Source organism: Bradyrhizobium sp. MI1.10, from assembly GCF_055811035.1.
Genome location: NZ_JBVVPN010000004.1, coordinates 197,298 through 218,921, shown reverse-complemented (window position 1 = coordinate 218,921; position 21,624 = coordinate 197,298). Strand labels below are relative to the sequence as shown.

At 59.6% G+C, this 21,624-nt stretch carries 21 protein-coding genes and 1 pseudogene; 15 read left to right on the top strand and 7 right to left on the bottom strand.

What is annotated here, in order from left to right; all coding sequences use genetic code 11:
* Positions 1-17: 17 nt before the first annotated feature.
* Both AC0L3K_RS06965 and AC0L3K_RS06960 read left to right on the top strand, forming a co-directional pair.
* A complete protein-coding gene (locus tag AC0L3K_RS06965; RefSeq protein ID WP_473365655.1) occupies positions 18-518 on the top strand; it encodes an RraA family protein in 501 nt (166 codons plus the stop codon).
* Positions 519-1,139: 621 nt separating this feature from the next.
* Positions 1,140-1,403, top strand: coding sequence for a hypothetical protein (locus AC0L3K_RS06960; protein WP_473365654.1), 264 nt, complete (start codon positions 1,140-1,142; stop codon positions 1,401-1,403).
* 248 nt (positions 1,404-1,651) lie between these two features.
* Here AC0L3K_RS06960 and AC0L3K_RS06955 read toward each other — a convergent pair whose 3' ends face one another.
* Positions 1,652-1,834 carry a hypothetical protein gene (locus AC0L3K_RS06955; RefSeq protein ID WP_473365653.1) on the bottom strand — a complete coding sequence of 61 codons (183 nt, stop codon included), beginning with the start codon at positions 1,832-1,834 and terminating at the stop codon, positions 1,652-1,654.
* Positions 1,835-2,248: 414 nt separating this feature from the next.
* Positions 2,249-2,992, bottom strand: a complete 744-nt coding sequence (locus AC0L3K_RS06950; protein WP_473365652.1) for a Crp/Fnr family transcriptional regulator — start codon at positions 2,990-2,992, stop codon at positions 2,249-2,251.
* A 2,058-nt stretch (positions 2,993-5,050) separates the two neighbouring features.
* On the opposite strand from AC0L3K_RS06950, the gene AC0L3K_RS06945 reads away from it, so the two are divergent.
* Complete coding sequence (locus AC0L3K_RS06945) at positions 5,051-5,362, top strand: hypothetical protein (RefSeq protein ID WP_473365651.1); 312 nt, start codon at positions 5,051-5,053, stop codon at positions 5,360-5,362.
* On the opposite strand, the gene AC0L3K_RS06940 is transcribed toward AC0L3K_RS06945, so the two are convergent.
* Both AC0L3K_RS06940 and AC0L3K_RS06935 read right to left on the bottom strand, forming a co-directional pair.
* Positions 5,319-5,492, bottom strand: coding sequence for a hypothetical protein (locus AC0L3K_RS06940; RefSeq protein WP_473365650.1), 174 nt, complete (start codon positions 5,490-5,492; stop codon positions 5,319-5,321). The two genes, AC0L3K_RS06945 and AC0L3K_RS06940, sit on opposite strands and share 44 nt — an antisense overlap.
* 369 nt (positions 5,493-5,861) lie before the next feature.
* Complete coding sequence (locus AC0L3K_RS06935) at positions 5,862-6,005, bottom strand: hypothetical protein (protein ID WP_473254043.1); 144 nt, start codon at positions 6,003-6,005, stop codon at positions 5,862-5,864.
* 391 nt (positions 6,006-6,396) lie between these two features.
* Here AC0L3K_RS06935 and AC0L3K_RS06930 point away from each other — a divergent pair.
* Positions 6,397-6,714 (top strand): annotated as a pseudogene (locus AC0L3K_RS06930) (hypothetical protein); the annotation flags it as partial.
* Positions 6,715-7,334: 620 nt separating this feature from the next.
* On the opposite strand, the gene AC0L3K_RS06925 reads toward AC0L3K_RS06930, so the two are convergent.
* Together AC0L3K_RS06925 and AC0L3K_RS06920 are read right to left on the bottom strand one after the other, a co-directional pair.
* Positions 7,335-7,571, bottom strand: coding sequence for a hypothetical protein (locus AC0L3K_RS06925; protein ID WP_473365649.1), 237 nt, complete (start codon positions 7,569-7,571; stop codon positions 7,335-7,337).
* Between the two features lie 983 nt (positions 7,572-8,554).
* Entirely contained in the window at positions 8,555-8,899 is a 345-nt protein-coding gene (locus AC0L3K_RS06920) for an H-NS histone family protein (RefSeq protein WP_473365648.1), read from the bottom strand.
* A 482-nt stretch (positions 8,900-9,381) separates the two neighbouring features.
* Between AC0L3K_RS06920 and AC0L3K_RS06915 the strand changes: the two genes are divergently transcribed.
* Together AC0L3K_RS06915 and AC0L3K_RS06910 are read left to right on the top strand one after the other, a co-directional pair.
* Positions 9,382-10,059, top strand: coding sequence for a hypothetical protein (locus AC0L3K_RS06915; protein WP_473365647.1), 678 nt, complete (start codon positions 9,382-9,384; stop codon positions 10,057-10,059).
* A gap of 2,399 nt (positions 10,060-12,458) precedes the next feature.
* On the top strand, positions 12,459-13,535 hold the full coding sequence (locus AC0L3K_RS06910) for a VCBS domain-containing protein (RefSeq protein WP_473365646.1): 1,077 nt from the start codon (positions 12,459-12,461) through the stop codon (positions 13,533-13,535).
* 431 nt (positions 13,536-13,966) lie between these two features.
* On the opposite strand, the gene AC0L3K_RS06905 is transcribed toward AC0L3K_RS06910, so the two are convergent.
* Positions 13,967-14,173, bottom strand: a complete 207-nt coding sequence (locus AC0L3K_RS06905; protein ID WP_473365645.1) for a hypothetical protein — start codon at positions 14,171-14,173, stop codon at positions 13,967-13,969.
* A gap of 463 nt (positions 14,174-14,636) precedes the next feature.
* Here AC0L3K_RS06905 and AC0L3K_RS06900 point away from each other — a divergent pair, with 463 nt between their 5' ends.
* The 9 genes from AC0L3K_RS06900 (at position 14,637) to AC0L3K_RS06860 (ending at position 21,624) form a co-directional block, all read left to right on the top strand.
* Positions 14,637-15,983: an ABC transporter substrate-binding protein gene (locus AC0L3K_RS06900; protein ID WP_354127812.1), complete on the top strand. Its 1,347-nt coding sequence runs from the start codon at positions 14,637-14,639 to the stop codon at positions 15,981-15,983.
* 102 nt (positions 15,984-16,085) lie between these two features.
* Positions 16,086-17,045, top strand: a complete 960-nt coding sequence (locus tag AC0L3K_RS06895) for a carbohydrate ABC transporter permease (protein WP_354127813.1) — start codon at positions 16,086-16,088, stop codon at positions 17,043-17,045.
* Complete coding sequence (locus AC0L3K_RS06890) at positions 17,042-17,995, top strand: carbohydrate ABC transporter permease (protein ID WP_473365644.1); 954 nt, start codon at positions 17,042-17,044, stop codon at positions 17,993-17,995. Before AC0L3K_RS06895 ends, AC0L3K_RS06890 begins: the two co-directional genes overlap by 4 nt.
* Positions 17,992-18,204 (top strand): hypothetical protein, encoded by a 213-nt coding sequence (locus AC0L3K_RS06885; RefSeq protein ID WP_354127815.1) that lies wholly within the window; start codon positions 17,992-17,994, stop codon positions 18,202-18,204. The genes AC0L3K_RS06890 and AC0L3K_RS06885 overlap by 4 nt, the downstream gene beginning before the upstream one ends.
* Before the next feature lie 6 nt (positions 18,205-18,210).
* Positions 18,211-19,308 carry an ABC transporter ATP-binding protein gene (locus tag AC0L3K_RS06880; protein ID WP_354127816.1) on the top strand — a complete coding sequence of 366 codons (1,098 nt, stop codon included), beginning with the start codon at positions 18,211-18,213 and terminating at the stop codon, positions 19,306-19,308.
* Positions 19,301-20,308 carry an ABC transporter ATP-binding protein gene (locus tag AC0L3K_RS06875; RefSeq protein WP_354127817.1) on the top strand — a complete coding sequence of 336 codons (1,008 nt, stop codon included), beginning with the start codon at positions 19,301-19,303 and terminating at the stop codon, positions 20,306-20,308. The genes AC0L3K_RS06880 and AC0L3K_RS06875 overlap by 8 nt, the downstream gene beginning before the upstream one ends.
* Complete coding sequence (gene dhaL, locus AC0L3K_RS06870) at positions 20,305-20,919, top strand: dihydroxyacetone kinase subunit DhaL (protein ID WP_473365643.1); 615 nt, start codon at positions 20,305-20,307, stop codon at positions 20,917-20,919. Before AC0L3K_RS06875 ends, dhaL begins: the two co-directional genes overlap by 4 nt.
* The gene (gene dhaM / locus AC0L3K_RS06865; protein WP_473365642.1) at positions 20,916-21,317 is read left to right on the top strand and encodes a dihydroxyacetone kinase phosphoryl donor subunit DhaM; all 402 of its coding nucleotides are present in this window, start codon (positions 20,916-20,918) and stop codon (positions 21,315-21,317) included. Before dhaL ends, dhaM begins: the two co-directional genes overlap by 4 nt.
* A complete protein-coding gene (locus AC0L3K_RS06860; RefSeq protein WP_473365641.1) occupies positions 21,310-21,624 on the top strand; it encodes an HPr family phosphocarrier protein in 315 nt (104 codons plus the stop codon). Before dhaM ends, AC0L3K_RS06860 begins: the two co-directional genes overlap by 8 nt.

Sequence of the window (21,624 nt, the reverse complement as noted above, 5' to 3'; positions counted from 1 at the left end):
GCCGGCCGGGCGATGTCATGGTGATCGACGCGGGTGGCGACATCACGAATGCGGTGATCGGCGGTATTCTATCCTTTTACCGGGCAACGATAGGTCTTGCTGGGGTGATCGATGGAGCTATCCGCGACGTGGCGGAAATCCGGGAGCGGACGTTTCCGATCTATGCACGCGGCGTCAATCACCGCGGCCGCTACAAGGATGGTCCTGGCGCGATCAATGTGCCGGTCACGGTCGGTGGGATGGTCGTGCGGCCAGGTGATCTGCTCGTTGGCGATCAGGATGGCCTGCTCGCATTCGCGCCCGATGCGGCTCGCTCGTTGATCGCGAATGCCGAGACTCAGCGTGCCCGTGAAGAAGCCACGATGCAGGCCATGCGTGACGGCCGGTGGGATCGTTCGTTCATCGACGCATTGGAAGCGCGGTGCGCGAACGGAAGCGCCAAAGCGGAGGAAGCAGGGACCTACCGGGACGGCTTGCTGAGCAAGGAAGCCCCGGATCGAGCATGCCATGGTGAATGATCGCGTTCTCCGAATATCCCCACGTGTAAAGTACCGGGCCGGCGATTGTCGATCTCGACGGCAAGCAGCCGTCCGTTGATGCCGACCGGCATGATCGCGTCGACGAACAGGACATCAAATCCCGCCGCCCGATCCATCAATCCAAGCGCTTCGGGGCCATGATTGGGTCTGGTTGGCCCTCGGTTGCTGTAGTTCGCTCAAACTCGCCCATGATGGACTGGAGCGAGAGAGGATGATCGTACCGGTAGTCATCCGCGCAGAGGATTGAATTGCTGGTCGGCATCGTGAGGTCCTCCCCAGGCGACGCGGGAGAGGTTTGTGCCCGTTAGGATCGCGGCGGCGCCGGCCGGCGTGTCGCGCCCTTGGGTTCCTGAGATGACCAGAGCGGCGTGTCCCGTTGCGCAATGCAGCTTACATGGGGACGTCAATTGCCGCGCATCTGTGTCGACGAGTCTGGATTTGTACGGGGTTCGCCAGCATAGGCGGGCCGGTGCTCACGAAGCTGGGGCATGAAAGCAACAGTCCACAACACGTTGCACTAGCGCCCCAGTGTTAATTTGCGCGATCGGGACGATTCAGGCCTGCTCTCTGCAACGAACCTAGTAGCTGTGGGGGATGACAATGACTGTCACGCGTGCGATTGGCGCTGCTGCCTTGTTTCTGATGACGCTGAGCTCTGAAGCCTATGCTGCGCGCCAGCACAGACCGGGAGAGCGGATTTCTTGCTCAGAGGTCAAATACTACGTTGGTAAGTATTCGGCGGCCCTGGCTGAGATGTATGCCCGTAACCACGGGGCCACCGGCGCCCAGATCGAGCGGGCGCGGCGTTGCTTGGCTTCGAATGAGGCTGCTGAAACAGGGCAACGCCGGTCCTATAGCGAATGAGTATGACGCAGCCTTCGTGATAAAGCGCGCTGGCCGGGGATATCCTGCAAGGTCAGGGCTGTACGCCTACCCGCGGTCGCAGCTGACGATCGAAGTTAGCTGATTGCCTTGCACGGGCAGATAGGCGTTCCGACTAGTGGCCAGGCGAGCGCGCGATTGCACACTCGGACGCGAGGCCGCTCCGCAGTCATGGCCTCCTCCGCTCATCGCATGCTGGTTCCCAATCATCGGTGCCGGGGCATATCCTCTTATCGCTCCGATTCGGTGCCAAAGGCTGTCGCAGCGATTGCACGCTCGACCTCAGAAGCCAACACGCTCAGATCATCGGCAAGCCTCGCGAACAACTCTCGCTTTTGCAGGTCGGTGGCCAGACCGCTGATCGATTTGCAGTCGGCTGCGTCTTTGAGGAGGTTCTCCAGCTGCTCCTGCATGTCTCTCATCGTCCGTGTGCCCAAAAGGCACCCTCTGCTTCATTCAGTTGAATTGATTGAGGCGTACTTGAGCTCCCGCCGATCCATTTCCGAACGGAGCGATTCAGCATAGGTGCGCAGATTGTCACCAACAACGCGGGAGCATCCGCCATTTGCGCGATCAGCCAACACCTGTCGCCGCACGCTTTCCCAAAGAGACAATAAGGTCTGATCTTTCGTTTGAAAAGTTCATCCACAGGCCCCCAGTACATGGCGCGGCGATAGTACCGCGTACCTCATGAGCGGGATTGTTCGGTTGCGGACATTGCCGTGGAGAAGCTAGGCGCCCGTTGCACATTGGCCACATCGTCCATGTCCGGGATAACGGGCTATCACGCCGAAAGGCGCGATGGTTTGCGGCATCTCCCGTTTCAGTTACTGCGTCGGCAGAACCAAAGCGCGAGATCGGGCTGCATTCATAGAGAAGATCCCCTCGATTTCGAGACGCATGGTATCGTGGCATTCGCACGCCACAGCTGCGAGCCGCGATGGGTCAATCTCGATTTCTCCTCGCCGTTCAGATCTGATCGCTCCGGAAGCGCGCAGGTTGCGCATCAGGAGCGTCACTGTCGTCCGTCGCACACCCAGTATTTGCGAAAGCGCCTCTTGGGTGAGTGCAAGGACGTCGTGGTCGGCGCGGTCGCGAAGATGGAGCAGCCAGCGTGCCATGCGGGCTTGGGCCGGATGCAGCGCATTGCAGGCGCCGCCGATTTGTAGCTGTATCAGCATCGCTTTGAAATGAATCTGGACTGCGTGGCGGATCGCGGGGCTTCGGCTAAAGGCGGCGTGGAATCGCGATGCAGGGATCCGCGAGGCGATGCCCGCGGCACGAACGACGGCGGTAACGGCCGAAGGGGACGGCCCTAGCACGGAAAGAGTGCCTACTGCTCCCTCGCGCCCTATTGCGGCGCTGGCGACCGTCTGTCCGTTGGCCATGTCGATCATCACAGAAATGGCGCCACTATGAGGAAAGAGGACGTGCTCGGTCTGGTCACCCGCCTGCGAGACGACCGCATCCCGATCGAGCGCTACCATCTCTAGCTCGGGCGCCAGCAGATCGAGGTCCGGCGCCGGTAGTGCTGCCAGAAGTCGGTTACCAATTTCGCCGGGAAGCGTCACTGCGGCCTACCTCGAACGATCCGCCGCATCGCATTTCGAGCGTCATAGGGCGGCCAACTCGAACTTTGTTTGAATCCGCCTACGCCCCGCGCCCCGAAGTCCATTTCAGCTGCGGAAGCTCTCAATCTCAAAAGAAAAAACTCCAACCACACGCGCCTCGGAGGCGAATTGTTGTCTCTGATTGAGGAGTTAGGTGCCAGCGCCCCGCTGCACAATTGCGAAATGCGCATGGGTAATACCATAGGGAGTTCCACTTTCCGGGGCGCGGCAAACGCCGCGGCGATCTCGCAAGTGTGTGGCTCGACTTGACCTAGAAGCTCAACAGCTACGTGATGAGCCCGGTCATTTCCGCCAGGACAAACGAGACAGTCTGCTTAGGAAGGCCCGGCAGAACGAAATCACGTCTCAGATAACCGAGTGGCTGACCTTGCCAAGATGGCAGCCACCGAAATAGGGCGCCTCCGTTGGCGGCATGAGTGGCGGCTCAAACGAGCATCCACATCGTAAACGCGGCGCAGAGGCAGATCGTGCCCACGACAGTCATTCCGGCAAAGAAGCGCTCGGTTCGATCCATGTCGATCATCTTCCAGATCGATCCACGCCCATAAACGTTTAAAGCTGCACGCTGGCTCCTGCTTGCGCGCGTCGTAATCTGTCAGAGCTTACGTCCCATTAGACGGTGTGAGCGCACTGCGAACTGGCATTCCAGCAAATTCGATCTGAGGGACTTCGAAACCAACTGAACCAGCTGTTGTTAACCGCGATCTGCAAGCCCGCACCGAGCAAGCTCTTGACCCTGAGTACGGCACCGCTCGTTGCGTGTGTCGGGCTCATAGTGTCCACGTTGCAGTAACTGACAGCCCTCGGAGGCTCGCGCAATAGCGGTCGTGTTGATCAATTTGCATCGGTCGTCGAGCAGGTTCGTAGTCCAATGCGGCGAGACAAAGGAAGGACCAAACGTCGGAGTGATGAAAAGCTAACCATAATCGAAGAAGGATCGCTCAAAAGTTCACTGCTGCTGGTGCGAACCTTATTGCATGCCTGCGCAGAGCGCAGGCGGACGACGCTCTGGCGCTGACATTCGACATTGCACTCAGCTAGCGGCAAAAGTCAGACTAATGCGCTGTCATAAAACCAGTCAAACACCGGGCTTGTCATTTCAATCTGCGAGACTTTAACTCTGACACTCGGAAATAACAGGTTTGTGAAAAACAAGCCGAAGGGGGTCCGCAGTGGAGAAGGTGCGACGCTTACGCGCGATGGGTTCGCTGTGTCGTCAACAAGCCGCGTACAATGGCATGAATAAATGGAAGCTCCTCGCGGAAGCAGAATACTGGGAGCACTTGGCTGAGCTTGAGCTGTCGTCCCATTTCCAAGAATGCAACGCCGCTTGTGCAAATGAAAGAACAGAGCCTCAAGCACGCACAGAGGCGAATGGCTACTCGCGCCGGGAGACGATTGCCCCCGAAGCAACGGCGACCACGAATGACGCGCAGTGTGCGCTTATGCCCCTATGAGCAAGATCCTCGTCGCGACAATCGAAATGTGGGTTGGTCCAGCGCGCCGGTGTCGGCGACCTTACTCTTCTGGCCTATATGTCGCGATTTTGCGCGCGCCTTCCCAAAGCTCGACGTCTTGGCCGTTAACGAGCTGCTTGGCTCGTTCGCTCGCCGTTGGTTCGTCGGCGCAATCAAGTTCAAGGCGAAGCTGTATGTGGCCGTCCGATCCAAGAATGTAGGCTCGATACTCCGGCATGAGTGTGCTCCAAAACATTAGTTCCGAAGCTGAAACCGGAGAAAGTTACAATAACATCAAGAAGCTGTCCATTTAATTAGGACGATACTCCCATCAGTTCCCAACGGATCACTGCTCTGGACATACTCAAGAGCGCCACCGCCGCTGAGGAAGTACACGCTCGGATTCACGCAACCCTGAATATTAGCTGCATTCGTTGCACGTCGTGGGCGACTGATTTAATCTGTTTAACTTATTTAAATGCTGATAAGGGCCGGCATAATATGGCGTCGCGCCGGTCCGAACGTCCATGACGTGGATGTCATGCCTACGACAGAAGATGACGATCGACGTGAATTTTTGAAGACTTGCGGTAGATTTGCGGGCGTGACGCCGCCCGCCATGACCTTGCTTCTATCGACCTCACTCACGTCAAACGCCATCGCTGCGTCTGGGGCAAAAGGTGTGAACGGAGGTGGGGCAGAGCACCATCACGATGAGCACCACCACGAACACCATCATCATGACCGGGAAGACGATTGGTTGATGAGGGAAGAGGCCCGTCAGTCTCGATTACTCATCATGCGTGGCGCTACTGCAGTTTCTGGTTGTTGGCTACTTCTCGCGCCAAACTAAGCTCAAGCTCAGTGAGCTTTTCGATCAAGTGCCCCACGATCTCCGCGCAGTCCGAATGCGTCAGCGAATGCACTCCGCGCGATGTCAGTTGGTTCTGGAGGATAGTCGCCATCATGGCTTTGACGCTCATGGACCGGCCTCGTCTGAAAAATCGGATCGTCACAAAATCAATCTGAAGTAGGCGTTGAATATGGACGACACGCAACAGCAAGAAGTTTGTTCAACCTCCGTACAAGTACGGGCGGCGCTCGCGCTATGTTGCGTTGCGAAGCACGAGCCGTTGCACCAAAGCGGCGCTTCGCTCCGAATTCGGACTTACGAAACAATTCGTTAGCTTTTATTTGGCTAGCTAGGTGCGTGCCGATTACCGCCGATTGCGGCACATGGAATGGGAATACCGGCCCCGGCTGTTCCTCCCAACCTGCGGCTGGGGCCGTTTGAACTTGCGCTGCACCGTTCAACCCGGTCCACGACAATGTTTAGAGGCATTGCCATCACGCTATTTGGGCTGACCATTCTTTCGCAGCTCGATCAGACGCTCTTCCATGGTCGAAATACTGACGCCGCGCTCAGGCTTGTGCGGGACATTAGTCGTGGTTTCGGCCTGTAGGTCAGCCGTGCTGCGCTCCTTCGGGCGGGGCATGCGCGAGCTCCTCGACGGCTACTTCTTCAACAATACCCCTATCGTTCGCGCCATTCGCCTCACTGATCCTGCGTGACGGCCCAGCTCGGCTGCGATCTTCGATACGCCAGCGCCTGTCCGTGCCAGCTTCGACAATTGCTGGACCTCGCGTTCGGTCCATTGTTTTGGTTTCGGTGTTTTCATGCTGCGGTGCTCACCCACGCCAGTTAACCAGCGCGCCTCGTTTCGACCACTTGGGAAATTTACGGGTGGGTCCGCACACAGCCAGACGAGGACTTGCGACGTGGGCGTTATCCACACCCACCATTGCGGGTAGCTCGCCCCCTGACCCATCCCAACAGATTGATAATTTGCGTATCGGCCGCTCCCGCGCTTTCATGTACGCAGGGGTAGCAAGTCGCGAGAGAGGGTTTACGGCGCCTCAGTCCAAGCATCGGCTGAGCGAGCGGCGGAGGCGCGCAAGATAGCTGACCGGCTGGCCTGCGAAGCCTGGAATAAGCGCATGCTTGCCTTTCAAGGACCGGCCCAGCCATCGCCAGCTCTCGCGGACGCATTGAACGCGGGGTACCAATACCTCGAAGTGAAGTGCCTCGGCTGCGACACCCATCAGACCGTCGCCCTCGGTGTCGTGCGGCGAACGAAGACGACGCCGATCCACGAGTTGGAGCGTTACATGCGGTACAAGGATTGTTCGGACGTGCGGGGCTATTGCAGCGGGCAAAACGGATGATCTGTTCTGTCCGTCGCAGAAAGATACCGTTGATGCAGAACCAAAACCAGAATGTTCGGGTCGGGATTCGAGTCGTATCGCCACCAACATGGCAACGACGTTGTGCGCTAAAGTACGATCTTCTACGATGTTGTACTGCCTGACGGCAGCGGTTCGAGCGCTCGTACGGATTGTCTCAGCCGCGAAAGCGCGGCGAACCTTCTGAAAGTCAGGTCGATACCACAAACGGGCGTTGCGGGACAGCTGGCCCGAAGAACGGGCGGCCGAGTTCGACCGGCTCGGACGCAGGGGAACGCTTCCTCCTTCTACCGAGGCAGGTCCGGTCCCTTCAGCTTTCGCGTGGGCTGCGATCGAGGTTCGCCGAAAAATAGTCGATCAGTTCCGTAGCCTGGGCGCCTTGCCTGAAACCCGCTGTTCTTCGAAATCGACGGAAGGACCATATGGATGAACTGCTGGCGGCGTATAATGACATCACCGCTTCCGGATTGGGCCCTCCCAACCGCAATGAGATGCGGCGAAGGCGGAGCAGCGTTCGCTGGCGGAGCCATGCGCAAAGTTCCGTTGTGCACGCCGATCTAGCCGGCTTGACTTCTTCCGCATCAGCCACGCGTTCGCTGAGAGGACGGCTTAAACTCCACGACCTCGTGCTGGTCGCACGGATTAGCTCGCTCATTTTTTTTGACGACTAGCTCAAGCTCGAGAGCCTCGAAGGCGAGTTCATCCGCCAAGCGCTTAAACAGCTCGCGCTTTTCTATGTCCGTCGCCTGCTGACTCATCAGCATAAACTCTCTGGCGTCAGCGCGGACCTTTTCCAAACGTCGTCGGAGGTCCTTCATGTGTGCCGGCTTAGCTTTTAAACTTATCCTTGGCCCGAACAAATCAGTTTGCTTGTTCGGATCCACCCGGAGTCAACTGCCGAAACTCGATACTGGTTCTATGCGGACCGCCAAATTCGCCGCTCATCGTGCTGCGATATTTGGCCACGCTCCATGACCCAGCCCCTGTTCAGGGATTGCGGGCTGAGGACGGCCGTCTTGGCTGATGAGCCATCCCTGTCCGGCTCTCGCCGGATGATGCATAGAACTAGCATACCTGAAGGGGCATGAATGTTCGAAAGCGCACAGACGCGACTGCTGCGCCGGACTAGGCTGCGATTGATCCTGGACGCTCGCAAAGCGCTCGGGGCCCAACGGCCTCGGGGAGATGCGAAAATGTGCCGGCTGCGCTGAAGCGGCTCCGTCCGCGAACGCAGTGTTGCCGGTTGCGTGCCGGGTATGAGGCAGGAGTAACCTCCGCAGATTCTAGATCCAACGATGGTCGTTCCTCGTGCGTACTGCCCTTCTCATTGTGGGAATATGGCTACTGGTGAACGTTCTGTTCGTTGTAGTTGTCCTGCCCTCGCGCAGACCGGCACCTACTCGGCGAGCAGGAACTCCATCTCCGGTGACGATCAACACAACGGCCGGTCGCTCGGACGATCACGACCCACCTCTCCTGCAGCGCGGGATGACGCCGGTTGCAATCAGAGTTCTTTTCGTCGTCCTCCTCCGTCCAGTCTTTCGAGCGTGGAATGCGGTTAGGCGGCACTTCAGAAGGCACCACGACTAGATGCGGGCCATCGCGCGCTTGAGATTCTCGTCGATGTCTTCACTGCGCCGCGAGCCCCCCGAGTGATTCAGCGAGACCATCAGCCAGATTGCAAGTGCGCTCGCTATGGCCATGCCTCCAAGCATGGTCAGGACCCGCGTTTGAACGATGATGTGAAAAGCTCAGAGCCCAAGGGTAGCAGCCGGCGCCAGCATTCCCATCCCAAAATGCCTCAATCGGCGCTCAATTGTTCTGCCGCTTTTGGGCTGAAGCCGATCAGGAAATCGTCCAAATCTCGGCCGCCTCGAAGCTGCGGCCGCAGCCATCGAGGCAGCCTGCCGCGACCCGACCATGTCTCCGCTGGGTTCTTCGGATTGCGATATTTGGGACGAACGGGCGGGTATGGACGGCGCTTGCGATTAAGCCGCGTGGCCTCGTTGGCTAGTCCAATCCTGTGGAGCCGTTCCTCCAAATGTGCTTTTTGCACCAACATTTTTTGAGTGAGTTTGGCGGCGACCTCTTGGTGAAGTCTCCAGAGCTCGTCAACGGAGAGCGAATTGAAATGCGCGGTGTTCATGGCTCCATCCCTAATCTTGGGCAGAAGGCCCAGGCAGACAAGTCGGGAATCCGGGAGCAGACAAGCCCTCAGTTAAATATTGATCGTGCAATCCATATTTAATGCCAGAGGAAGCAGGGAGAAAGGCGCGACAGTGGTAATATCGTGGCGGAGTATTTAATTCGCTGCGAAGGGGTAGCCACGTCTCGTGACATCCACAAACTCCCCCTCGGCCAGGCGCTTTCGTGTTCGGGGACGAGCGCACGATGGCGATCGGCCGTGCGGCGGCGGCGCGGATCGCGGGGAGCGAGTTCCGGCACAACTCGGGTGGCTCGATGAATCGATCGCGCTGCCTCGTGTTGCACCCCAGGAGTGCCGGACCAGCACATTAATCAGGTGGCCTAGAGTACAATTAATTCATCGCGCCGCCCGATTTAAGCCGCATGGGAGCCGTTGTCGCCGCTAAGGCTCGCGCGTGGGTGGGGCGCACCCGGGAGTTTTTGATGTCCGGTCATTTGCGATTGTACTTCGCCAGTTTGGTGCTTGTCGAAGGTTTATCGGCGGCGCCTGCGTCTTCCAACCCTCTTGCCGACTTCTTCAATACTGCTACGCCCCAACCCACGGTAACCTCTCCGCCGCAAGCCGAATGCGTGCCGCGTCCCGGTACCTCGACCACTGGTGGACAGCATTGGGTCTACCGAATGGACGGTCGCCGCAAATGCTGGTTCCTGACCGAGAGCATCGCGACGGTGAAGAAGCCCATTCGGGCTCGCGTGGCCAAAGACCGCAGCGCCAGTTTGGACGAGAACGGGACGAGGTGGAGCGCGGTCGTTGATGCGCGCGCGGAGTTGCTACGCGCCGCACCGCCGGAGCAATCTCAGCCGCCTGTACCCGAAATGAAGGTAGCTGATGCCGCTTCCAATCTCGGCACGGGGTCGGCGGCCCCCATTGTCGATCTTCCCAACCAGCTCACCTCCGAACACTCCGTGCCGGGCCAAGTCGACGTTGGGCAGCTTCTCGCCGACGCACCTCAAGATATGCCGCTGGGCGCGCGCACTGCAGAGGGGCACGGCGAAGCGCGCAGCTGGACGGCCTGGTTCGGTGTGCTGCTGATGACGCTTGGTGGCCTCTCGCTCTTGAGCTCGAGCCGCACGCTTCGGCATGCGTGGAGATTACGTTAGCTTAGATGCGAGGTACAGTCGCCGCGCAATCAATGGATTCCACGAGCTGGTATAGCCGAACTGCCACACGTACAAAGATTCCGTGCGCCACACCTAGTTTGGCACTGCCTTAGACGGACATTCGAGTACGATGACGGTCGCCTTTGGGATCGGACTGCATTATGCGGTACAAGGTGTTCGTGCTGGACGGCAGCCGGCAAGTGATCTGCGCTGCAAAGCTCGACTGCATTGATGAGCAGGCGGCGAGACGCCGAGCCGAGCAAATGCATGACGAGCACGACGTTGAGCTTTGGCAAGGCCATCGACTCGTTGCTGTGTTCCGAAGTGCAACGTCGAATGAAGGTCGGAGTTAACGCGCGATCCTGAATAGACGGCCGGTCTCGCCGCCGAGTTAGTTCGAGCATTGTGAGGCACCCCGGCCTGGCTGGTTGCCGACATGTCGCAGCGACGTCGTCACCGAGGCTCGCTCCTGCGGCGATGAAGGCGCAAGTCCTCTTTCAAAATAGTGGCAGATGCGAGGAACGCAGGCAATCCGTCCATCGACTCGCGCGAGTGAGCCAACGTGGGTCAACCTTCGGTCCCGGCGGTCTCTAAACGGCTCTTGCTCTGCCGCTCGCTTTGGTACGCCGCCTTCTTGTTCTTGCTTCTACATGTCGGAGCTTACTTCGAAGCTTCTCCACCTCTCTAAGCTCCTCCAGAAGCGCCTGGTGCCGTTCGTTCAGAACAGCACTAGAAAAAATCTGACGCGTACTCGACATCACATGCCTCAGAAAATGACTTGAAGTAAGAAGTCGACGAAAGCGAAAGAAAGAACACTCGACCGAAGCTCAATGAGCTGAAGCTGCAGCCGCCAGATGCTCCCAGTACTCTGCCTCTGCAAGCAGTTTCCAGCTTCTCTCAGGTTGGAGTGCGGCAGTCTGTCGGCAAAGCAGCGCCATTGCACGAAGGCGGCGGGCAGCTTCCATTTCAACCTCCCATGTTTTCCCCAAACATATTTTTCAATTTTACGATGGAGTCATCATGATTATATGAGATAATCAAATTTCTCATTTAATGGCGGTCAATTTGGTTCCATTTGTAAGCCGACCGGGAACTGCTTTCGGTTTAAGCTTCACATGGATTTCGAATGCTTGCTCGCCGGGCCCCGCTGCGCCGTAAAGCGAACGAGAAACTGCGCGGGACGCCAGCACGAGATGCGAAGCTTCATGCGCGAGCATCGCAATGCCAGAAATCCCAACCGAGGACTCTTCTCTCCGCCCTCCAGGGCACATGCCCCGGGTACTGAGCCATAACCCAGCAGTTGGGTTGCGTCAGCGGTCTGGCTACGCGCCTCGCTCTTGGAGCGCACCACCCTAGAGTCCCGCGATGGTCTCACACTCTGGAACGTGGACCCCGGCGACAACGACGGCTACCTCCCCCATGAGGATGACCAGCATCACATTGAAAGCCAAGTTCGCCGCGTCACAGCGGGCGGGTCTGGATCGCGTCGGGTGCGCAAGTTAATAATCACGCGCAACGCATTGCGAGGCTGTTGCTTTCATGCCTCGTCTTCGCAGATAGGGCTGAGTTTGGCTCCAGTTGGCTCCCTGCGACTGTCGATCTACGCGTAGCAATGACCATCTTGCGGACCGAGTGCATCTGGGTAAAACCCGTAAAAGTCCGGATCCGCCTCGCAAGGAGTGGCGCAAGAGCCTCCTTCTTATCGGTTTTGATGCATTAATCATTAAATGCGGCTCATAAATAAATAAATGGACTGCTGCTTTAATTTAAAATAGGTTTGATTTAATCGGGAGTGGATGATCGTGACGCTTCCTCGTCGCGGTTGTCGCTTCTGAGGTCGCGAATATTGCAAAATCAATAATTGCCAAACGTGGGCGGCCAAGCACCGGCCACGATGGGCAAGGGGGATACCGCTAGATCTTTCGCGTAACTTGGCAGCAGTTGGTGGATTGCCGCGGTGGGCGGCCTGTCGCCGTTCGAGCGAGCGCTACCAATTTGCGTGAATTGATTTCGCGGCGACGCTCTCTGCTCTGCATTGGCAGGCGAGGTTGCGAATGACGTGCACGCATTTTGTAGCAATGTTCACTCGGGCTCGGGAAATTTCGAATTATTCTCCGTCAATCTTCGATTTTTCGATCCAGCCAAGTTTGCGGTTTGCAAACATGGCGGCTGTCAGGTGCGCGACCGTGCACACGACATTCGCTCGCAAGCTCGGAGCGGCTCTAGCCCTAATCAGGCTTGAGCGGCACGAAGCGCTGAGCAGGACGATAGGCATGCTGAGTAGCTCGGCATCTTTCTTCAGCAGCATAGGCAAGGCAACGGCCGATCATCCCCGCGCCATTGTGCAATTTGTGCCGGTCCGTGAATGCGGACGGCGCATCACCCAGAGGATTTAGGCTATGGCGACGCAGGCAACGGGCGGCGGCAGCACGGTTTCGTTCGGCAATACTCCGCAAGCCAACACGGACAGTTTCTCGTTTGGGGAAGACGCCAGCAACATTCTCATCTTGAACGTGCTGGCAAATGACCTTGGGGGCGCGGCCAAGACGCTGTTCTCCCTGGACAATGGAACGAGCGCCTCCGCGTCCACCAAGAACTACGCACCGGCGGACTTGCTGGTCAAAGATGTAGCGTACAGCAGCGATGCCGCCGGAATTGCCGCAACCGGTGACCGCAGCGCCCTCGGTGCACGCATCTGGATCGAGGCGGACGGCACCGTTCATTACGACAAGGGCGACATCAACGTTCAGCTTCAGGCGCTGGCGATCGGGCAAACGCTGACTGACACATTCACCTACGCTATCCAGTTGGGCAATGGCACGCTCAGTTGGGCGACCGTGACACTCCAGTTCAATGGTGCAAACGACTCGGTCTTCATCACATCGAGTCCGCAGAGCGGCTCGGTGGACATGACGTTCGAGCTGACCGATGCGATGCGCGGACGGCTGGCCGGGATCCATGCGAGAGGTGCCGATGGCTCGCTCACCCCGATGGATTTCGAGCTGCCGGCCAAGCCCGAAGTGCATATGGGCGGCCATGGCCTTTATGGCACGGTCGGCGACTACATGCGCTTTATCCGGATGTGGTTAAACGACGGCGCGGGCGAGCACGGCCGCGTGCTGAAGGCGGAGACCGTGCGCATGGCTGAAAAGAACCACCTGGGCGACAAGAAGGTGACGCCGATTACCGGCGTCATCCCGTCGCTGTGCAACGACGCGGAGTTCTTCCCGGGCCAGTCAAAATCCTGGGCGCTGAGCTTCATGATCAATGATGAGCAAGCCCCTACCGGGCGTCCCGCCGGCGCTCTAGGCTGGGCCGGCCTTGCCAATCTGTTCTATTGGATTGATCGGCAGAACGGGGTCGGTGGGTTCTGGGCCACCCAAATTCTTCCCTTCGGGGACCCGGCATCGTTCATCGGCTTCATGAATTTCGAGACGGCATTCTACCAGAACCTGAGGCAGCGAATGGCGAGCTAGGTTTGATGGAACGACACGAAACTGTAGGAATTACGTGACGGTGCACTTAGCTGTGAGCGTTCGAACTCGCAAAAGGGACCGGAGCCATTGAGTGCACTGTCACTATAATCCCATGCCTTTTGCGGCACCGGCTTTGCCGAGCCGCAGCTCGCGAAGCGAGCGAAAGCTGGCGGGCCGGCAGGCCTCGAACCTGCAACCAGACCGTTATGAGCGGCAGACTATCGATCGGGTTCGCTGATTTCGCTGCAGTTTCGTTCGGGCTCGATCGCGTTCGTTGCGGTTCGTTCACGCCGTTTCTGAGGCGAAACTGGTGCGGCTGCCCGGCTCGTGGCTCTAAGGATGGACCATCGTTTGGCCGGTGCTGACCACCTAAGTCGCTTACGAATCTTTGCGCGTTGCATGAGGCCAAGGGCGTCGACGCAACGTAGAGCTCAAGTTGGCAACGTAATCGGAAGAATGTTGACACGCGCTTCAGCGCTGTCGGGTCCGAAGGTCGCCTTCATCCAGGGCAGCATGAACGCACCGACGACGGCGCCGATCGCCCTCGAAAGGGGAGCACCGTCGGTTAGATCGCAAGCCGAACTGAATGCCAGTATCGGTGGCTGCGTCTCCACGATTTTGAGCTGCGGCAGGATCATGGATCGAGAAGCAAGGAGGAAAGAGCGGTCCTTGTTTTGTCGTCTGTGAGAATACACCGTCCCCGATTGCACTCAATTGGACATCGGTTGCCGGAGCTAGCTCATACTTGCCCATGATGCTTGGAGGGAGAGACCAAGGTCTTGAACGGGCGTCGCGCTATCGCGGCGGAAATCTTCTCTGCTCGTCCCAAAAATGTCAATGCCGCTGACCGACAAGATCATGTCGAGCGCGGGCTCGTGGGGCCGCCGATACATGCCCGCACAGCCTGCTTGCAATGTTTAGTATATCGTGGTTCACTAAACAAATCGAGCTTGGCTGAATCCCTAAGAATCTAGGCAGGCACGAGGAAACGTCCGTTAGTCGTTCAGCCCGTGAAGGACTGTATCGCTCTGCTCGAAGCATTCGAGCGGGTTGGAGAGTCGCGCCATGTCGATGGCCGGCCCCACTGGGAGGGAAAGCGTTATGAAACAGACAGTAAAGGCGCTTCTTACTAGTTTCGGAGTTCTCGCATCCGCGCTCAGTGCCGGAGTGGGGACTACCCCTGCGCACGCGCAGGCGAAGACCATCACGCTGTGCTGGGCCGCCTGGGACCCTGCCAACGCGCTAGTCGAACTGTCGAAGGACTTCACCGCTAAGACTGGCATCGGTATGAAGTTCGAGTTCGTGCCGTGGACCAACTATGCCGATCGCTTCCTGAACGAGCTTAACTCGCACGGCTCGTTGTGCGATCTCATCATCGGAGATTCTCAGTGGATCGGCGGCGCCGCGGAGAACGGCCAGTACGTCAAGCTCAACGATTTCTTCAAGAAGGAAGGAATCAGCATGGACGACTACATGCCGGCCACCGTGGTCGGCTATTCGGAGTGGCCGAAGAATACGCCAAACTATTGGGCGCTGCCCGCCATGGGTGACGCGGTTGGCTGGACCTATCGCAAGGACTGGTTTGCGCGGCCAGAGATCCAGAACGACTTCAGGGCCAAGTACGGCCGCGATCTCGCTGCGCCGAAGACGCTCGACGAACTGCGAGACATCTCGAAATTCTTCCAGGGCCGTGAGATCGACGGCAAGAAGGTCTATGGCGCTTCGATCTATACCGAGCGCGGCTCGGAAGGCATCACCATGGGCGTGTCGAACTATCTCTACGATTACGGCTTCCAATATCAGGATCCCAAGAAGCCCTATGCGATGGACGGCTTCGTCAACGCGCCCGGCGCCGTCAAGGGGCTTGAGGCCTACAAGGAGCTCTACAAGTGCTGTACGCCACCCGGCGCCTCCAACTCCTACATGTCCGAAGGACTTGATGCGTTCAAGTCAGGCCAGGTCGCGCTGCAGATGAACTTCTTCGCCTTCTTCCCAGGCCTCTACAAGGATCCGAACGTTGGCGGCGACAAGATCGGCTTCTTCAGCAATCCCGCGGGCCCCGCGACGCAGGCGACGCAGCTCGGCGGACAGGGTATCTCGGTTGTTTCCTATTCGAAGAACCAGGGCGAAGCGCTGCAATACATCAGATGGTTCTCCGGCGGGGATGTGCAGAAGAAGTGGTGGGCGCTGGGCGGTTATTCCTGCGCCAAATCCGTGTTGAACGATCCGAGCTTCCCGAACAGCGCGCCGTTCGCCGGGGAGTTTCTGAAGTCGATGGGAATGGTCGTCGACTTCTGGGCCGAGCCCTCCTATGCGCAACTCCTGCAGGCCGAACAGAAGCGCGTGCATGACTACGTGGTGGCGGACAAGGGCACCGCGCAGGAAGCGCTCGACGGTCTGGTGAAGGACTGGAAGGCCATCTTCAAGGAAGAAGGCAAGAAGTTCTAAGGCAACCGCCTGGGGCGCACGCGAGCGCGCTCCAGGCACTCTTCGGCAATCTCGGCAGCTGTCGCATAGCTGATGGTCCCGGCGCGAGGATCGACCAAAGCCATGAACGATTTGAGTGCTTCGTCCCAGATCACCTATCGGGCCGTCCCGGCCCGGCCAGCCGTGGCGCGTCGTATCCGGGGTTTGTCGGACCAGGCGCTCGCCTGGCTCTTTATCACGCCGACGATCGTGCTGCTGCTGGCGATCAACATCTTCCCGCTGGTGTGGACGATCTATCTCTCGTTCACCAACTACCGCGCCAATCGGGCGAACGCGCCGACGATATGGCTGGGCACCGACTGGTACCAGTCGATACTGACCGATCCGGATATCTGGGCGGCGATGCAGGTGACGGCGCATTTCGTGATCTGGACGGTGGTGATCGAGACCGTGCTCGGATTTGGCCTTGCCTACCTCATCGATAAGAAGTTCCGCGGCCACGGGATGTGGACCACGATCATCCTGCTGCCGATGATGCTGTCACCTGCCGTCGTCGGCAATTTCTGGACGTTCCTCTATCAGCCGCAGATCGGATTGTTCAACTACGTCGTCGCCTTCTTCACCGGACGCGCGGCCTCGTCGTTCCAGATGCTGGGCGACGTCACGCTGAGCCCCTGGGCCATCGTCATCGTCGATGCCTGGATGTGGACGCCCTATGTGATGCTGATTTGTCTCGCGGGCCTGCGCTCGATCCCTGGTTACATCTATGAAGCGGCGGAGGTCGACCGCGCGTCGAAATGGCGGCAGTTCTGGTCGATCACGCTGCCAATGGCGCTGCCGTTCATCATGCTGGCGGTGCTCTTCCGCGGTATCGAGAACTTCAAGATGTTCGACATGGTCAACCTGCTGACCGGCGGTGGGCCGGGGTCGACCACGGAAGTTGCGTCGATCACGCTCAAGCGTGCGGCGTTCGAGAGCTGGCGCACCGGCTATTCCTCGGCCTTCGCGATCATCCTGTTCGTGACGGTCTTCGGCCTCGCCAACATCTATGTGAAGGCGCTGAACAGGGTGAAAAGCCGATGATCTCAGCCACCACAGCCCATTCCGTCGTCGAGCCGTCGACCACGACGCGGCGTTTTGCCGGCTCGCTCGTCGTGCTCTATGCCATCATCACCATGATCCCGCTGGTGTGGATCATCCTCACCGCGTTCAAGTCGCCGGACGATGCAATCTCCTATCCGCCCAAGATGATGTTCAAGCCATCGCTCGAAGGCTTCTGTAACGTCTTCACGACCCGCTCGCGCCAGACCCCGGAGTTCATCCGTTCGCTGGGGGCGCCGCAGGGGCTTTGCGACAGCATCGCGCGCAGCCGTAACATGGTGGTCGCCGGTCCCTCGAACTATGTGCCGCGCTTCGTCAATTCGCTGATCATCGCGTTCGGCTCGACCGTGCTCGCCGTCGCGCTCGGCACCTTGTCGGCCTACGGCTTTTCGCGGTTCCGCGTGCCCCTGAAGGACGACCTGATGTTCTTCATCCTATCGACCAGGATGATGCCGCCGATCGCGGTCGCGATCCCGATCTATCTGATGTACCGCAGCATCGGATTGTCCGACACCAGGCTCGGCATGATCCTGCTGTACACCTCGGTCAACGTCTCGCTTGCGGTCTGGCTGCTCAAGGGCTTCATCGACGAAATCCCGCGCGAGTATGAGGAGGCGGCCATGATCGACGGATACACCCGCTTTCGGGCCTTCGTGAAGGTGGTGCTGCCGCAGGCTACGACGGGAATTGCGGCGACGGCGATCTTCTGCCTGATCTTCGCCTGGAACGAATACGCCTTCGCGGTGCTTCTCACCTCGGGCAATGCGCAGACCGCGCCGCCCTTCATTCCGATCATTATCGGCGAGGGCGGACAGGACTGGCCCGCGGTGGCGGCGGGCACGACGCTGTTCCTGGTGCCGATCGTGGTGTTCACGGTGCTGCTGCGCAAGCATCTGCTGCGGGGCATCACCTTTGGAGCCGTCCGCAAATGAGTATCGATGCCACCCGATCCGTCGCGCGTCGCGGTGTTGCCGATCGCGTTCTGCGCCGTGGTCCGCTCGAAGCCGCCGCGACCGCGATCATCGCCGCCGGCGTCGTGATGCTGATGCAGCCATTCTCCCTGACGCTGTATTCCTGGTCGTTTGCGACGACCCTGTTCGGCACGGTGATGCTCACCATCGTGTCGAAGGTTCGGGAGTAGGGCGCGATGGCACAGATCAGGGTCGAGGCACTCGACAAGTCCTTCGGGACGTTCCATGCGGTCAAGTCCGCCAGCTTCACGGTCGAGGACGGCCAGTTCCTCTGCCTGCTTGGACCGTCCGGCTGCGGCAAGACCACGACGCTCCGCATGATTGCGGGCCTGGAGCTGCCGACATCCGGCACCATCCGGCTCGATGGCGAGGACGTGACGATGAACCGCGCATCGGCGCGCGACATCGCCTTCGTGTTCCAACTCTTCGCGCTCTATCCGCACATGGATGTCCGGCGCAACATCGGCTTTCCCCTGAAATGCGAAGGGATCAGTGCGGCCGAGCGCGATCGGCGGGTCGTAGAGGCCGCGCGCATCCTGCGGATCTCCCATCTGCTCGACCGATCGGTGTCGGGCCTTTCCGGCGGCGACCGTCAGCGCGTCGCGCTGGGGCGAGCGATCGTGCGCAAGCCGAAGTGTTTTCTGATGGACGAACCGCTCGGCGCGCTCGATACCGAGATGCGCGAGGCCATGATTCATGAACTACGCGCCCTGCATGACCGCCTGGGAGCAACCACCGTCTATGTCACGCATGACCAGCTCGAGGCCATGGCGATGGCCGACAGGATCGCGGTAATGAACAATGGCGTCGTCGAGCAGGTTGCGAGCCCGCGCGACATCTACGACCGGCCTGCTTCGCTCTTCGTCGCGGATTTCATCGGCTCGCCGCCGATGAACCTTCTGCCGTTCCGTGGTCACCTGCAGACGGGCGCGGAGGCGATCCGGCTCGGTGAGCGCGACGTTGCAATTCCTCCCTTGCGCGAGGCGATGGCGGAAAGCGAGTTCGTGCTGGGGGTGCGGCCCGAGCATGTGCGCTTCACCGATCGCGGCATGGTCCGCGGGGTGGTCTATGGCACGGAATATCTCGGCACGACGCAGATCGTGACCGTGACGACGCACTACGGCGCACTGAAGGCCCGCTCACCCAGCAGCAGATCCTTCCGGACGGGCGAGACTGTCGGGCTCGATTTCCGGCCCGATACGCTGTCAGTCTTCGACAAGGTGTCGGGCCGGGCCATTCGTACCGCGTTGCATGAGGGAGGCGCGCATGGCTGAGGTCGAGATCAACGCCATTTCCAAGGCCTTCGGCAAGACGCAAGCTGTGAACGATCTGTCGCTGACAATTGGCGATGGCGAGTTCGTCGCGTTGCTTGGGCCGACTGGTGCCGGCAAGAGCACGGCTTTGCGCTTGATCGCGGGATTGGAGCAGCCGGACAGCGGTTCGATCCGCATCGACGGGCGCGACGTGACCTGCGATGCACCGGCGGACCGTGACGTCGCCTTTGTCTTCCAGCAATATTCGCTGTATCCGCACCTGACGGTGTTCGAGAACATGGCCTTCGCGTTGCGCGCGCCGACCCGGCGCGTGCCGGAAGCCGATATCCGCGCGAAGGTGCAGGAGGTCGCGCGTCTTCTTCATATCGAGACCAAGCTGGACAACAAGGCGACGCAGCTGTCGGGCGGGCAGATGCAGCGCGTCGCGATCGGGCGGGCTCTGGTCCGTTCGCCCTCGATCTACCTGATGGACGAGCCGCTCTCCTCGCTGGACGCCAAGCTGCGCGGCGAACTGCGGCTCGAGCTCAAGCGGATCCAGGTCGATCTCGGCGCCACGATCCTCTATGTCACCCACGATCAGACCGAGGCGATGACCATGGCGTCGCGCATCGGTGTAATCGAAGGCGGGCGGCTGATGCAGGTCGGCTCGCCGCGCGAAATCTACGAGAACCCGATCAACGCGCATGTCGCGGCAAGGCTGGGCCAGCCGACGATCAATCTGCTGCCGGCGGCCCTGTTCGGCGGCGCGCCTGATGGCGCCGAGACGATCGGTGCGCGGACCGAGCACCTGACGATTGCGCGCGGCGGTGGCGATGTGTCGGCGACCGTCAAGCGGGTTGAACATCTCGGCGATCAGAGCCATCTCCATCTCGACCTCGCCGGCCGGCCGGTGGTGACGCTGGCGGATCCCGAGGCGGGCTTCGGCGCCGGTGATGTGGTGTCGCTCTGTCTGAACAAACCTCTGTTCTTCGATGCGATGGGCTGGAGGGTAGCGGCATGAGCCTTGATCGGGTAGCCAGGGAAAGACTGGTGCGAGCGCTGGCGAGGTCGATGATCGAGCACGCCGACGAATTGACGAGCCTCGACCAGGCGATTGGCGATGGGGATCACGGACTGAACATGAAGCGTGGTTTCGAGGCAGTGCTGGCGGCATTGCCGGGCCTTGCCGACAAGGCGCTCCCGGACATGCTGAAGGCGATCGGAATGACTTTAGTCATGAAGGTCGGCGGTGCTTCGGGGCCGCTGGTCGGAACTTTCTTCATGGAGCTGGGCAAGGCACTTCCGGAGCAGCCGAGCCGCGCTGATCTCGTCGCAGCGACCGAGAAGGCGATCGACGCCGTCAAGGCGCGCGGGCGTTCTGAGGCGGGGCAGAAAACGTTGCTGGATGTCCTGGTGCCGGTGCAGGTCGTGTTGGCGGGCGGTGGCGATGCCGAGGCGATTGCAGCGGAAGCGGCGCAAGCGGCCGATCGCACCACGCCCATGCTTGCGATCCGCGGCCGTGCGTCCTTTCTCGGCGAACGTTCCATCGGTCATATGGATCCCGGTTCGCGTTCGGCGTCCCTTTTGATTGGCGCGGCAATCAAGGTACTGGAATTCGAGGCAAGTTCATGAACAGTTCAAATTCCGGCAATGTCGGGATCGTTATCGTTTCACATTCCCCCAAGATCGCGGAAGGCGCGGCGGATATGGTGCGCCAGATGGTAGGCAGCGCCGTGCCGCTCGCCTGGACAGGCGGCGACATCGATGGAGGGCTCGGCACCAATGTTGCCGGGATCCTCGACGCGATTGAAGCGGCGTGGTCGCCCGCAGGCGTGGCGGTGCTGGTTGATCTCGGCGGGGCGGAGACAAATTCCGAGATGGCGGTGGAAATGCTACCTGAAGATCGACGCGCGCGCGTCGTCGTCTGCAATGCTCCGGTGGTCGAGGGAGCTGTGATTGCGGCAACCGAGTCTTCGGGTGGCTCGCCGCTTGCCGCTGTCAAGCGTAGCGCGGAGGAATTCTATGCATGATGCTCACGCCAGCCGGCCGGGCGAAACGACGGTGCCGCTGACAGCCTCGGCGGTTCTCGTCAACAAAGTCGGTCTCCATGCGCGACCGTCGGTCAAGCTCACGCAGTGCGCAAAGGGTTTTACCGCGAAGATAGAGCTCGCCCTCTCGGCGGACGGGCCCTGGACGGACGCCAAGAGCCCCGTAAAGGTCATGCGTGTGAAGGCGCCGCAGGGCGCAACACTGCATTTCCGCGTTACCGGTTCCGATGGCAAGGCAGCACTTGCTGCTGTACTGGCGCTTGTGCATGATGGTTTCGGTGAGGCCTGA

Bases quoted from the DNA above. Each gene is read 5' to 3' on its own strand.
- AC0L3K_RS06945 (WP_473365651.1), top strand. From the start codon at position 5,051: ATGCCTACGACAGAAGATGACGATCGACGTGAATTTTTGAAGACTTGC.
- AC0L3K_RS06940 (WP_473365650.1), bottom strand. From the start codon at position 5,492: ATGAGCGTCAAAGCCATGATGGCGACTATCCTCCAGAACCAACTGACA.
- AC0L3K_RS06875 (WP_354127817.1), top strand. From the start codon at position 19,301: ATGGCTGAGGTCGAGATCAACGCCATTTCCAAGGCCTTCGGCAAGACG.
- AC0L3K_RS06955 (WP_473365653.1), bottom strand. From the start codon at position 1,834: ATGCAGGAGCAGCTGGAGAACCTCCTCAAAGACGCAGCCGACTGCAAA.
- AC0L3K_RS06885 (WP_354127815.1), top strand. From the start codon at position 17,992: ATGAGTATCGATGCCACCCGATCCGTCGCGCGTCGCGGTGTTGCCGAT.
- AC0L3K_RS06925 (WP_473365649.1), bottom strand. From the start codon at position 7,571: ATGAAGGACCTCCGACGACGTTTGGAAAAGGTCCGCGCTGACGCCAGA.
- AC0L3K_RS06905 (WP_473365645.1), bottom strand. From the start codon at position 14,173: ATGATCCTGCCGCAGCTCAAAATCGTGGAGACGCAGCCACCGATACTG.
- AC0L3K_RS06895 (WP_354127813.1), top strand. From the start codon at position 16,086: ATGAACGATTTGAGTGCTTCGTCCCAGATCACCTATCGGGCCGTCCCG.
- AC0L3K_RS06890 (WP_473365644.1), top strand. From the start codon at position 17,042: ATGATCTCAGCCACCACAGCCCATTCCGTCGTCGAGCCGTCGACCACG.
- AC0L3K_RS06960 (WP_473365654.1), top strand. From the start codon at position 1,140: ATGACTGTCACGCGTGCGATTGGCGCTGCTGCCTTGTTTCTGATGACG.
- AC0L3K_RS06910 (WP_473365646.1), top strand. From the start codon at position 12,459: ATGGCGACGCAGGCAACGGGCGGCGGCAGCACGGTTTCGTTCGGCAAT.
- AC0L3K_RS06920 (WP_473365648.1), bottom strand. From the start codon at position 8,899: ATGAACACCGCGCATTTCAATTCGCTCTCCGTTGACGAGCTCTGGAGA.
- AC0L3K_RS06860 (WP_473365641.1), top strand. From the start codon at position 21,310: ATGCATGATGCTCACGCCAGCCGGCCGGGCGAAACGACGGTGCCGCTG.
- dhaM (WP_473365642.1), top strand. From the start codon at position 20,916: ATGAACAGTTCAAATTCCGGCAATGTCGGGATCGTTATCGTTTCACAT.
- AC0L3K_RS06880 (WP_354127816.1), top strand. From the start codon at position 18,211: ATGGCACAGATCAGGGTCGAGGCACTCGACAAGTCCTTCGGGACGTTC.
- AC0L3K_RS06900 (WP_354127812.1), top strand. From the start codon at position 14,637: ATGAAACAGACAGTAAAGGCGCTTCTTACTAGTTTCGGAGTTCTCGCA.
- AC0L3K_RS06935 (WP_473254043.1), bottom strand. From the start codon at position 6,005: ATGCCCCGCCCGAAGGAGCGCAGCACGGCTGACCTACAGGCCGAAACC.
- AC0L3K_RS06965 (WP_473365655.1), top strand. From the start codon at position 18: ATGGTGATCGACGCGGGTGGCGACATCACGAATGCGGTGATCGGCGGT.
- AC0L3K_RS06915 (WP_473365647.1), top strand. From the start codon at position 9,382: ATGTCCGGTCATTTGCGATTGTACTTCGCCAGTTTGGTGCTTGTCGAA.
- dhaL (WP_473365643.1), top strand. From the start codon at position 20,305: ATGAGCCTTGATCGGGTAGCCAGGGAAAGACTGGTGCGAGCGCTGGCG.